Annotated in this window: 8 protein-coding genes; 6 read left to right on the forward strand and 2 right to left on the reverse strand. The window is 72.1% G+C overall.

What is annotated here, in order from left to right:
* Positions 1-60: 60 nt before the first annotated feature.
* Positions 61-732 (reverse strand): bifunctional DNA primase/polymerase, encoded by a 672-nt coding sequence (locus ACODT5_RS46735; RefSeq protein ID WP_422524924.1) that lies wholly within the window; start codon positions 730-732, stop codon positions 61-63.
* Positions 733-1,156: 424 nt separating this feature from the next.
* On the opposite strand from ACODT5_RS46735, the gene nsdA reads away from it, so the two are divergent.
* The 6 genes from nsdA to ftsH all read left to right on the forward strand — a co-directional run bounded on the left by nsdA (position 1,157) and on the right by ftsH (position 11,094).
* On the forward strand, positions 1,157-2,662 hold the full coding sequence (gene nsdA, locus ACODT5_RS46740; RefSeq protein ID WP_422525264.1) for a transcriptional repressor NsdA: 1,506 nt from the start codon (positions 1,157-1,159) through the stop codon (positions 2,660-2,662).
* A gap of 336 nt (positions 2,663-2,998) precedes the next feature.
* A complete protein-coding gene (locus ACODT5_RS46745) occupies positions 2,999-4,345 on the forward strand; it encodes an ammonium transporter (RefSeq protein WP_422524925.1) in 1,347 nt (448 codons plus the stop codon).
* Complete coding sequence (locus ACODT5_RS46750) at positions 4,342-4,680, forward strand: P-II family nitrogen regulator (RefSeq protein WP_422524926.1); 339 nt, start codon at positions 4,342-4,344, stop codon at positions 4,678-4,680. Before ACODT5_RS46745 ends, ACODT5_RS46750 begins: the two co-directional genes overlap by 4 nt.
* A 17-nt stretch (positions 4,681-4,697) precedes the next feature.
* Positions 4,698-7,127, forward strand: a complete 2,430-nt coding sequence (locus ACODT5_RS46755; RefSeq protein WP_422524927.1) for a [protein-PII] uridylyltransferase — start codon at positions 4,698-4,700, stop codon at positions 7,125-7,127.
* Between the two features lie 312 nt (positions 7,128-7,439).
* Complete coding sequence (gene ffh, locus ACODT5_RS46760) at positions 7,440-9,014, forward strand: signal recognition particle protein (protein WP_243337683.1); 1,575 nt, start codon at positions 7,440-7,442, stop codon at positions 9,012-9,014.
* Between the two features lie 250 nt (positions 9,015-9,264).
* Positions 9,265-11,094 carry an ATP-dependent zinc metalloprotease FtsH gene (ftsH, locus tag ACODT5_RS46765; protein ID WP_422525265.1) on the forward strand — a complete coding sequence of 610 codons (1,830 nt, stop codon included), beginning with the start codon at positions 9,265-9,267 and terminating at the stop codon, positions 11,092-11,094.
* A gap of 49 nt (positions 11,095-11,143) precedes the next feature.
* Here ftsH and ACODT5_RS46770 read toward each other — a convergent pair whose 3' ends face one another.
* Positions 11,144-11,821, reverse strand: a complete 678-nt coding sequence (locus ACODT5_RS46770) for a class I SAM-dependent methyltransferase (protein ID WP_422524928.1) — start codon at positions 11,819-11,821, stop codon at positions 11,144-11,146.
* Between the last annotated feature and the right edge of the window lie 118 nt (positions 11,822-11,939).

Genomic DNA, 11,939 nt, shown 5'->3' on the forward strand with positions numbered 1-11,939 from the left:
CTACACCGGCCAGTGCCCCCGAGGTCCAAAGGACCCGGGGGCACTGCCATGGGGGGGGAGCTAGGAGCGGCGCAGCCGGTGGCAGAGGTAGGCGAGGGTGCCCAGCAGGAGGCGGGCCTGGGGCGGATCCCCGGCCGAGTCCAGAGCCGGCGGGCGCATCCAGGTCACCGGGCCGAGGCCCGCGAAGTCCGAGGGCGGGGCGGTGACGTAGGAGCCCTGGCCCAGGGCGCGCAGATCGAGACCGGCGTCGTCCCAGCCCATCCGGTACAGCAGCTGCGGCAGCCCGGCCGCCGCCCCCGGGGCGACGAAGAACTGGGCCCGGCCGTCCGGGGTCGCGGTCACCGGGCCGAGCGGCAGCCCCATCCGCTCCAGCCGGACCAGTGCCCGCCGCCCCGCTTCCTCGGCGACCTCGATGACGTCGAAGGAGCGGCCGACGGGGAGCAGTACGGCGGCTCCCGGGTATCCGCTCCAGGTCTCGGTGACCTCGTCGAGGGTGGCGCCGGCCGGGACCGTCGGAGCGAGGGCCAGCGGATGCGCCCCCGGCGCACCACAACTCGTATGACCGCAGGAACAGTCGCGTGCGGGCCCCGCGGCCCGGGCGCCGGGGACCACGTCCCAGCCCCAGAGTCCGGTGTACTCCGCCACCGTCGTGCACTCCGACGTCCGGCCGCGGCGCCGAGCGCCGGAACGGAACTCCTTGGTGCCGCGGCTGCCGCCGATCGTGAAGCCCATGCCCATGCCCCCTCCAACGGGTCGGACGTGCCGGTGGTTACGACATTGGTGACGACATCGGCCGACCGGATACCCGGCGCACTCCTCGCCGTGCGCGCCCCGGCGCACTCCTGTCCAACCGATCGGTTCTGCCTTCGTGTCAAGTGAATCGCGCCTGGCGGGTGGCGAGTTCATTCGAAGGGGTGGCGAATGGTGGCGTTTCCGGGATCGACCTCGCCGAAGGGGTGATCGTAGGATTACTTTCGGTGCACGAAGCGCGAAGGTAGACGTGTTCGCGGGTATGCCGGCGGCATGGCGTGAAGGACCTGTGAAGACCGTTTCCCGACTGGGTTTCGTGTTGAAGAGGCTGACGGATGGGGGCGTTCCAGTGAGCGGCAACGGCGCAAGCGGAACGGGTGCGGAGTCCGACGTGTCGTCCGCCGGCATGCCGGACCGGGACTCCGCGCGGGATGCCGCGCAGGACTCCCCGCAGGACGCCACCGTCCGCAACGAGCAGCTGACGTCCTGGTTCGTCCGCAGCGGCTGGTCCAAGGGCGAGCTCGCCCGCCAGGTCAACCGCCGCGCCCGCCAGATGGGCGCCCACCACATCAGCACCGACACCTCGCGGGTCCGCCGCTGGCTCGACGGCGAACAGCCCCGCGAGCCCGTCCCGCGGATCCTGTCCGAGCTGTTCTCCGAGCGCTTCGGCTCCGTCGTCGCCATCGAGCACCTCGGCCTGCGCACCGCCCACCAGACCCCCTCCGTCTCCGGCGTCGACCTGCCCTGGGCCGGCCCGCAGACCATCGAGCTGCTCGGCGAGTTCTCCCGCAGCGACCTGATGCTGGCCCGCCGCGGCTTCCTCGGGACCTCGCTCGCCCTGTCCGCCGGCCCCGCCCTCATCGAGCCCATGCAGCGCTGGCTCGTACCGGTCCCGGCCGCCGACCCGGGGCCCCGGGAGGCGGGGCCGACGGGCGCCCTGAGCGGCCACCGGCCGCCCCGGCTCTCCGAGCCCGAGGTGGACCTCCTCGAAGCCACCACCGTGATGTTCCGCCAGTGGGACGCCCAGTGCGGCGGCGGACTGCGCCGCAAGGCCGTCGTGGGCCAGCTCCACGAGGTCACCGACCTGCTCCAGGAGAACCACCCGGCGCCGGTCATGAAGCGGCTCTTCAAGGTCGCCGCCGAACTCGCCGAACTCGCCGGCTGGATGAGCTACGACATCGGCCTGCACCCCACCGCGCAGAAGTACTTCGTCCTCGCGCTGCACGCCGCCAAGGAGGGCGGGGACAAGCCCCTGGGCTCGTACATCCTCTCCAGCATGAGCCGCCAGATGATCCACCTGGGCCGCCCCGAGGACGCCCTGGAGCTCATCCACCTGGCCCAGTACGGCAGCCGCGACTGCGCGGGGCCCCGTACCCAGGCCATGCTGTATGCGATGGAGGCCCGCGCCTACGCCAACATGGGCCAGCCCAGCCGCTGCAAGCGGGCCGTGCGGATGGCCGAGGACACCTTCTCCGACGTCGGCTTCGACTCCGACCCCGAGCCCGACTGGATCCGCTTCTTCTCCGAGGCCGAGCTCAACGGCGAGAACTCCCACTCCTACCGGGACCTGGCCTACGTCGCGGGCCGCAGCCCCATGTACGCCTCCCTCGCCGAGCCGGTCATGCAGCGCGCCGTCGAGCTCTTCGGGAAGGACGAGGAGCACCAGCGCTCCTACGCCCTCAACCTCATCGGCATGGCCACCGTGCACCTGCTCCAGCGCGAGCCCGAGCAGGCCACGGTCCTCGTCGGCCGTGCCCTCGACGTGGCGGGAAAGGTGCGGTCCGAGCGGGTCAACACCCGGCTGCGCAAGACCGTCGACACCGCCGCGCGTGAGTACGGCGACGTCGCCGACGTGGTGCGGCTGACCGACCACCTCGCCTCCCGCCTCCCAGAGGCCGCGGAGGCCGTCTGACGGCCACCCGGCCGCCCCAAGGCCCCCGGCCGCGGCAGTCACCCCGTGAAGCCCGATCAGGCTCCCCCAGCCAGGTTCCCCGGGTCATCGCCGCGGCCGGGTTTTCCACCGGCCCCTCCATGAACCACTCGTTCATGGAGGCGTAACACGCAAGACCTCTTCGTCATCGACGCGAAACACCCAGCGGCGCCGCCGGAAACCGGCCTGCGCGAATCTCAGGGCCAATAACCGGCCAGCCCCCGGGCCGGAACACCCTCAGGCCTGATTCACGAACCAGCGCCGCTCAGGTTTTCACGATCGCCCGCACGCGAACGTACCGACGACGAGGAGACGCCGATGGCATCAGCCATCACGACCCTCGCGGCAGACGCACCCACGCTGTCTTCCGCGAACACCGGGTTCATGCTCATCTGCTCCGCCCTGGTCATGCTGATGACCCCGGGACTCGCCTTCTTCTACGGAGGCATGGTCCGCGTCAAGAGCAGCCTCAACATGCTGATGATGAGCTTCATCAGCCTCGGGATCGTCACGATCCTCTGGGTCCTCTACGGATTCAGCCTCGCCTTCGGCGCCGACTCCGGCTCGCTCATCGGCTGGACCTCCGACTACGTGGGACTCAGCGGCATCGGCATCACCGAGCTGTGGGACGGCTACACCATCCCCGTCTACGTCTTCGCCGTCTTCCAGCTGATGTTCGCGATCATCACCCCGGCGCTGATAAGCGGTGCGCTGGCCGACCGCGTCAAGTTCAGCGCGTGGGCCCTGTTCATCGCCCTCTGGGTCACCGTCGTCTACTTCCCCGTCGCCCACTGGGTGTGGGGCGCCGGCGGCTGGCTCTTCGAGCTCGGGGTCATCGACTTCGCCGGCGGCACCGCCGTCCACATCAACGCGGGCGCCGCGGCCCTCGGCGTGATCCTGGTCATCGGCAAGCGCGTCGGGTTCAAGAAGGACCCGATGCGCCCGCACAGCCTCCCGCTCGTGATGCTCGGCGCCGGCCTGCTGTGGTTCGGCTGGTTCGGCTTCAACGCGGGCTCCTGGCTCGGCAACGACGACGGCGTCGGCGCGGTCATGTTCGTCAACACCCAGGTCGCCACCGCCGCCGCCATGCTCGCCTGGCTCGGCTACGAGAAGCTGCGCCACGGCTCCTTCACCACCCTCGGCGCCGCCTCCGGCGCGGTCGCGGGCCTCGTCGCCATCACCCCCTCCGGCGGCGCCGTCTCCCCGCTCGGCGCGATCGCCATCGGCGTCATCGCCGGTGTCGTCTGCGCCATGGCCGTCGGCCTGAAGTACAAGCTCGGCTACGACGACTCCCTCGACGTAATCGGCGTCCACCTCGTCGGCGGCGTCCTCGGCTCCCTCCTCGTCGGCCTCTTCGCCACCGGCGGGGTCCAGTCCGACGTCGCGGGCCTCTTCTACGGCGGCGGCCTGGAGCAGCTCGGCAAGCAGGCGATCGGAGTCTTCGCCGTCCTCGCCTACTCTCTCGTGGCATCCGCGGTACTCGCCTTCCTCCTCGACAAGACGATCGGGATGCGGGTCACCGAGGACGACGAGGTCTCCGGCATCGACCAGGTCGAACACGCCGAGACCGCCTACGACTTCAGCGGAGCCGGCGGCGGCTCCTCCTCCCGGAGCACCGCAGTCCCCGCCCCTGTTGCCGCCGCGAGCAAGAAGGTTGACGCATGAAGCTCATCACCGCGATCGTGAAGCCGCACCGGCTCGACGAGATCAAGGAAGCCCTGCACCGCTTCGGAGTCCAGGGACTCACCGTCTCCGAGGCCAGCGGATACGGCCGCCAGCGCGGACACACCGAGGTCTACCGGGGTGCCGAGTACACCGTGGACCTCGTACCGAAGATCCGCATAGAGGTGCTCGTCGAGGACGGCGACGCGGAAGACGTGATGCGGATCGTCGTCGACGCCGCCCAGACCGGCAAGATCGGCGACGGCAAGGTGTGGAGCATCCCCGTGGACTCGGTCATCCGGGTCCGCACCGGCGAACGTGGCGCTGAAGCGCTCTAGGTGATGGGAACCTCTGGGTGACGAGTGTCGAAGAGACCACTGACGGCGGCAACACCGCCGACCAGGGACCCAGCGGATACGCCGCGGCCCGGCTGCGACTCCTCCAGGAGGAGTCGCGGTCCGGGCCTTCCCGGCGTTCCGCCCTGGCGGCCCTGACCGACGACTGGCTGAAGGCGCTGTTCACCACCGCCGTACGGGAGACGGGCGTGCGGGGCGCCGCCCTCGTCGCCGTCGGCGGCTACGGCCGCGCCGAACTCTCCCCCCGCAGCGACCTCGACCTGGTCCTGCTCCACGACGGCAAGGCCGAACCGCGGGCCCTGGCCGCCCTGGCCGACCGGCTCTGGTACCCCGTCTGGGACCTCGGCCTCGCCCTCGACCACTCGGTGCGCACCCCCGGCGAAGCCCGCAAGACCGCCGCCGAAGACCTCAAGGTGCACCTCGGACTGCTCGACGCCCGGCCCGTCGCGGGCGACGCCGGGCTCCTCGCGGGACTGCGCACCTCCGTCCTGGCCGACTGGCGCAACCACGCCGCCAAGCGGCTGCCCCAGCTGCACTCCCTGTGCCGCGAGCGGGCCGAGCGCGCCGGAGAGCTCCGCTTCCTGCTGGAACCCGACCTCAAGGAGGCCCGCGGGGGACTGCGCGACGTCACCGCGCTGCGGGCCGTCGCCGCGTCCTGGCTGGCCGACGCCCCGCGCGAGGGCCTCGCCGAAGCCCGGCGCCGGCTGCTCGACGCCCGGGACGCGCTGCACCTGGTGACCGGCCGCGCCACCGATCGGCTCTCCCTCCAGGAACAGACACCGGTCGCCGCGCAGCTCGGTCTGCTCGACGCCGACGCCCTGCTCCGGGAGGTGTACGAGGCCGCGCGGGTGGTCTCGTACGCCGGTGACGTGACCTGGCGCGAGGTCGGGCGCGTGCTCCGGGCGCGGTCCGCCCGCCCCCGGCTCCGCGGGCTGCTCGGCACCCGCAGCTCCGTACCGGAGCGTGCTCCCCTCGCCGAAGGCGTCGTCGAGTCCGACGGCGAGGCCGTACTGGCCCTGGCCGCGCGGCCCGACCGCGACCCGGTGCTGCCCCTGCGCTTCGGCGCGGCCGCCGCCCAGGCCGGACTGCCCGTCTCGCTGCACGCCGTGCGCAGGCTCGCGGCGCAGGCGAAGCCGCTGCCGGTGCCGTGGCCCGCCGAGGCCCGGGAGCAGCTGCTGACCCTGCTGGGCGCGGGGGAGCCGACGGTGGCCGTGTGGGAGGCCCTGGAGGCCGAGGGGATCATCACGAAGCTGCTGCCCGACTGGGAGCGGGTGCGGTGCCGGCCGCAGCGCAACCCGGTGCACACCTGGACCGTGGACCGCCACCTCGTGGAGACGGCCGTCCGGGCCTCCGAGCTGACCCGCCGGGTGGGCCGCCCCGACCTCCTCCTGATGGCCGCGCTGCTGCACGACATCGGCAAGGGCTGGCCCGGCGACCACTCCGTGGCCGGCGAGACGATCGCCCGCGACATGGCGCTGCGGGTGGGCTTCGACGCGGAGGATGTCGCCGTGCTGGGCGCGCTCGTACGCCACCACCTGCTGCTGATCGACACCGCCACGCGGCGGGACCTGGACGACCCGGCGACGGTCAAGGCGGTCGCCGAGGCGGTCGGTTCGCCCGGCACGCTGGAGATCCTGCACGCACTGACGGAAGCCGACGCGCTGGCCACCGGCCCGGCGGCGTGGAGCGCGTGGCGCGGCTCGCTCGTGGCCGACCTGGTCGCCCGGGTCGCCGCCGTGCTGCGCGGCGCCGCCCCGGCGGCGACGGAGCTGGAGATCCCGACCACGGAGCAGGAGCGCCTGGCGGTGGAGGCGCTGCGCACCGGGGAGCCGGTCCTGGCCCTGCACGCCCGCCAGGAGGAGGACGCCGTCGGCGTGGAACTGGTGGTGGCCGTCCCCGACCAGCCGGGCGTGCTGCCCGCGGTGGCCGGCGTACTGGCACTGCACCGGCTCACCGTGCGCGCGGCCGACCTGCGCTCGATGGAACTCCCGGACCGGCTGGGCGAGGTACTGGTCCTGCGCTGGCGGGTGGCCGCGGAGTACGGCTCCCTGCCGGAGGCCGCACGGCTGCGCACCGATCTGGTGCGGGCCCTGGACGGCTCGCTGGACGTCCCGTCGAAGCTGGCGGACCGCGAGGCGGCGTACCCGCGCCGGCGCGGGGTGGTCCCGCCGCCGCCCCGGGTCACGGTGGTGCCCGAGGTCTCCTCGCTCGCCACGGTCCTGGAGGTGCGCGCCCCCGACGCGGTCGGGCTGCTGCACCGGATCGGGCGCGCGCTGGAGTCCGCCGGGGTGCGGGTGCGGAGCGCGCACGTGTCCACGCTGGGCGCGAACGCGGTGGACACGGTGTACGTGGTCGACGCCGACGGCAAACCCCTGACCGCGTCGGCGGCGACGACCCTGGCGGGCTCGGTCCAGGCGGCCCTGGCGTAGGGGGCCCTGCGGGGGCTGTCCCCTACCCGCCCTTCCACCGTTCCCCGGGCTCTGCCCGGACCCGCGCCTCAAACGCCGGCGGGGCTGAAATTGCCGCGCAGCGGCAATTCAGCCCGCCCGGCGTTTGAGGGCACGTGCGCGGAGCGCGCGTTCGGGGGCCGGGGCGGAGCCCCGCCACGCGGCCGAGCCGCAAGATCCGGCGCAGCGGGAAGGGGCGGGGTGGGGAATGCCGCCCGCAGGGCCAGGGGGGTGGCGCGGCCCGATACCCTGGGGACGACCACACGCCCCCTGACCCGAGGAATCGCGACCACCGTGTTCGATACGCTTTCCGACCGCCTCAGCGCGACCTTCAAGTCCCTCCGGGGCAAAGGCCGCCTCTCCGAGCAGGACATCGACGCTGCGGCGCGGGAAATCCGTATCGCCCTCCTCGAGGCCGACGTCGCCCTCCCCGTCGTCCGCTCCTTCATCGCGAACGTCAAGGAGCGCGCCCGCGGCGAAGAGGTCTCCAAGGCCCTGAACCCGGGCCAGCAGGTCCTCAAGATCGTCAACGACGAGCTGGTCTCCATCCTCGGCGGCGAGACCCGGCGGCTGCGCTTCGCCAAGACCGCGCCCACCGTGATCATGCTCGCCGGCCTCCAGGGTGCCGGTAAGACCACCCTCGCCGGAAAGCTCGGTCTGTGGCTGAAGGGGCAGGGCCACACCCCGCTCCTCGTCGCCTGCGACCTCCAGCGCCCCAACGCCGTCAACCAGCTCTCGGTCGTGGCCGAGCGGGCCGGCGTGGCCGTCTACGCCCCCGCGCCGGGCAACGGCGTCGGCGACCCGGTCCAGGTCGCCAAGGACTCCATCGAGTACGCGCGCACCAAGCAGTACGACGTCGTGATCGTCGACACCGCCGGCCGCCTCGGCATCGACCAGGAGCTGATGCAGCAGGCCGCGGACATCCGCGACGCCGTCAGCCCGGACGAGATCCTCTTCGTCGTCGACGCCATGATCGGCCAGGACGCGGTCAACACCGCGGAGGCCTTCCGCGACGGCGTCGGCTTCGACGGCGTCGTGCTCTCCAAGCTCGACGGCGACGCCCGCGGTGGTGCCGCGCTCTCCATCGCGCACGTCACCGGCAAGCAGATCATCTTCGCCTCGAACGGTGAGAAGCTCGACGAGTTCGACGCCTTCCACCCGGACCGCATGGCGGGCCGGATCCTCGACATGGGTGACATGCTCACCCTGATCGAGCAGGCCGAGAAGACCTTCTCGCAGGCCGAGGCCGAGAAGATGGCCGCCAAGCTGCAGAAGGGCCCGAAGGAGTTCACGCTCGACGACTTCCTGGCCCAGATGGAGCAGGTCCGCAAGATGGGCTCCATCTCCAAGCTGCTCGGCATGCTCCCGGGCATGGGGCAGATCAAGGACCAGATCAACAACATCGACGAGCGCGACGTGGACCGCACCGCCGCGATCATCAAGTCGATGACCCCGGCCGAGCGCCAGGACCCGCACCTCATCAACGGCTCGCGCCGCGCCCGCATCGCCAAGGGCTCCGGCACCGAGGTCAGCGCCGTCAAGTCGCTCGTCGAGCGGTTCTTCGAGGCCCGCAAGATGATGTCCCGCATGGCCCAGGGCGGCGGCATGCCGGGCATGCCCGGCATCCCCGGGATGGGCGGCGGCCCCGGCCGGCAGAAGAAGCAGGTCAAGCAGGCCAAGGGCAAGCGCAAGAGCGGCAACCCGATGAAGCGCAAGGAAGAAGAGGCCGCGGCAGCCGCGCGCCGCGAGGCGGGTCCGGAGGCGATCGAGCCCGCCGCCGGCGGTAACCCGTTCGGCCTTCCCACCGGGGGCGCCCAGCCCGGTCAGGACTTCGACCTTCCGGACGAGTTCAAGAAGTTTATGAAGTAGCAGTTCGTGAAGTTGTAGTTCGTGAAGCAGTAGTACGGAGCCACGCGAGCCCCGGCCGGACCACTCCGGCCGGGGCTTCGCCGTGTGGCCCGCCGCCGGGGGCGACCGTCCGGTTTGTCGCTTATGGTCGGCCGGGAGGACGGCAGAAGGAGGCCACGTGCCCAGCCCCACCCCCGTACCGCCCCGCGACCGGGCCGATACGCCCTGGCGCTCCGAAGGCGCACCCCCCGCCCCGCCGCCGAAGAAGCGGATGCCCGGCGGCTGGCGCGGCCTGATCCTCACCGCCCTGATCGTCTACCTGATCACCAACCTGGTGCTGTCCTTCTTCAACGAGGGCGACGAGCCGACCATCTCGTACACCGAGTTCAGCAAGCAGGTCGCGAACGGCAACGTCTCGAAGATCTACGCCAAGGGCGACGCCATCCAGGGTGAGCTGAAGACCGAACAGCCCGAGCCGGACGGGGACAAGGGCAACTACAAGAAGTTCGTCTCCCAGCGGCCCGCCTTCGCCGACGACGACCTGTGGGCCAACCTCACCAAGCAGAACGTCGTCGTCACCGCCTCCCCGGTCGTCGAACAGCGCAGCTTCCTGGCCAACCTGCTCATCTCCCTGGCCCCGATGCTGCTCCTGGTCCTCCTGTGGGTGGTCATCGCCCGCCGGATGGGATCGGCGATGGGCGGCGGCATGGGCGGGCTCGGGCGCAAGACGCCGCCCAAGCCGGTCGAGCTGGAGGGCGCCAAGCGCACGACCTTCGAGGACGTGGCCGGCATCGACGAGGTCGAGGGCGAGCTCAACGACGTCGTGGACTTCCTGAAGAACCCGGACGAGTACCGCAAGATGGGCGCCCGCATGCCCGGCGGCGTCCTGCTCGCCGGCCCGCCCGGCACCGGCAAGACCCTGCTCGCGCGAGCGCTCGCCGGCGAGGCCGGAGTGCCGTTCTTCTCCGCCTCGGCCTCGGAGTTCATCGAGATGATCGTCGGCGTCGGTGCGTCCCGGGTGCGCGAACTCTTCTCCGAGGCGCGGAAAGTGGCCCCCGCGATCGTCTTCATCGACGAGATCGACACCATCGGGCGGGTGCGCGGCGGCGGCGCGGGCATGGGCGGCCACGACGAGCGCGAGCAGACCCTGAACCAGATCCTCACCGAGATGGACGGCTTCTCCGGCTCCGAAGGTGTGGTGGTCCTGGCTGCGACCAACCGGGCCGACGTCCTGGACCCCGCGCTGACCCGTCCGGGCCGCTTCGACCGCACCGTCGTCGTGTCCCCGCCCGACAAGAGCGGCCGGGAGGCGATCCTCCGCATCCACACCAGGGACATCCCGCTCGCCGACGGCGTCGACCTCGCGCAGGTCGCCCGTACGACGCCGGGGATGACCGGAGCCGAACTGGCCAACCTCGCCAACGAGGCCGCCCTGCTCGCCGTGAAGCGCCAGCAGAAGGAGGTCACCCAGTCGGACCTCTCCGACGCGCTGGAAAAAGTCCAGCTCGGCGCGGAACGGCCGCTGGTCATGTCGGACGAGGATCGCCGCCGCACCGCTTACCACGAGGGCGGGCACGCCCTGCTGGGCATGCTCCAGCCGGGCGCCGATCCGGTCCGCAAGATCACCATCGTGCCGCGCGGCCGGGCGCTCGGCGTGACGCTCTCGACGCCGGACGCGGACCGGTACGCGTACACCGAGGAGTACCTGCGCGGCCGCATCATCGGGGCACTCGGGGGAATGGCCGCCGAGCACGTCGTCTACGACGTCATCACCACCGGCGCGGAGAACGACCTCGAACAGGTCACCAACATCGTCCGGGGCATGGTCGGCCGCTGGGGCATGAGCGAGCGCATCGGCCGCCTCACCGCGATCCCCTCGGACGGGCAGAGCCCCTACGGACTGTCCGCGGCCCCCGCCACCCTCGACGCGGTGGACCACGAGATGCGCCGGATCGTGGACGAGTGCTACGACAAGGCCTGCCGCCTGCTGCGCGAGAACCGCGACAAGCTGGACGCCCTCGCGGAAGCCCTGATGGCGAACGAAACCCTGGACGAACCCGCCGCCTACGCCGCCGCGGGCATCCCCCGCCTCCACAAGTGAGCGCCGTGCGGGGCTGATCCACAGCCCCGCACGGCAACGGTCACGCGGGTTAGGCCGTACGGGCGATGACGTACCGGAAGATGTTCGGCAGCCAGACGGCCCCGTCACCCCGTTCGTACGGGTGAAGCGCCTCCGCCAGTTCCTTCTCCACCTGGACCGGGTCGGAGCACTCGTACAGCCCGGTCGACAGCAGCCCGCGCACCGCGCTGTCCACGTCGGCGTACCCGAAGGGGCAGAACACCCGCCCCGACCCGTCCGGCACCAGCCCGAACGCGGCCGCCGTCGCGTCCAGGTCCCGCGGCGCGGGCCCGCCGCCCAGGACCGAGGGCACCGTGCACCGCTCCGCCGGGCCCCAGTCGGCCAGCACCACCGCTCCGCCGGGCCGGCGCAGCGCCGGCAGGGCCGCGGCCAGGGCGCCCGGGGTGGGCGAGAAGGCCAGCAGGACGTCGTAGGGCACCGCGGGCGCGGGCGGGGCCGCGAGGACCTCCAGGAGGCGCTCCCGGGCCAGCGTCCGGCGTGCCGGATCCGCCTCCACACCCGTGGCCAGGGCTCCCCGGCCCGAGGCCAGCAGAAGGGCCAGCCCGGCCCCGCAGTCGAGGCCGAGCAGCCGGTCGCCCGGCCCGACCTCCAGCCGGTCGTAGACCGCCTCGTACAGCGGTACCAGCATCCGTTCCTGGATCTCCGCCCAGTCCCGCGCGACCAGCGTCGCCGTCGGCGTCGGTGTCATCGAAAGAGCGCTCCTGATTCCTTGTCGCCCCCATGCCCCCGTTGCCAGAGAACTCCCGATTCGCCCCCGCGTCCAGAGGAGCGCGCCACCCGATTCGCACCCGATTCACACTCGGCTC

Source organism: Streptomyces tatrensis, assembly GCF_049310065.1.
GTDB lineage: Bacteria > Actinomycetota > Actinomycetes > Streptomycetales > Streptomycetaceae > Streptomyces.

What these genes read in the sequence shown, in the direction of transcription:
- ACODT5_RS46735 (WP_422524924.1), bottom strand. Translation starts at nt 732, where the DNA reads ATGGGCTTCACGATCGGCGGCAGCCGCGGCACCAAGGAGTTCCGTTCC.
- ACODT5_RS46750 (WP_422524926.1), top strand. Translation starts at nt 4,342, where the DNA reads ATGAAGCTCATCACCGCGATCGTGAAGCCGCACCGGCTCGACGAGATC.
- ACODT5_RS46770 (WP_422524928.1), bottom strand. Translation starts at nt 11,821, where the DNA reads ATGACACCGACGCCGACGGCGACGCTGGTCGCGCGGGACTGGGCGGAG.
- ACODT5_RS46745 (WP_422524925.1), top strand. Translation starts at nt 2,999, where the DNA reads ATGGCATCAGCCATCACGACCCTCGCGGCAGACGCACCCACGCTGTCT.
- nsdA (WP_422525264.1), top strand. Translation starts at nt 1,157, where the DNA reads ATGCCGGACCGGGACTCCGCGCGGGATGCCGCGCAGGACTCCCCGCAG.
- ftsH (WP_422525265.1), top strand. Translation starts at nt 9,265, where the DNA reads ATGCCCGGCGGCTGGCGCGGCCTGATCCTCACCGCCCTGATCGTCTAC.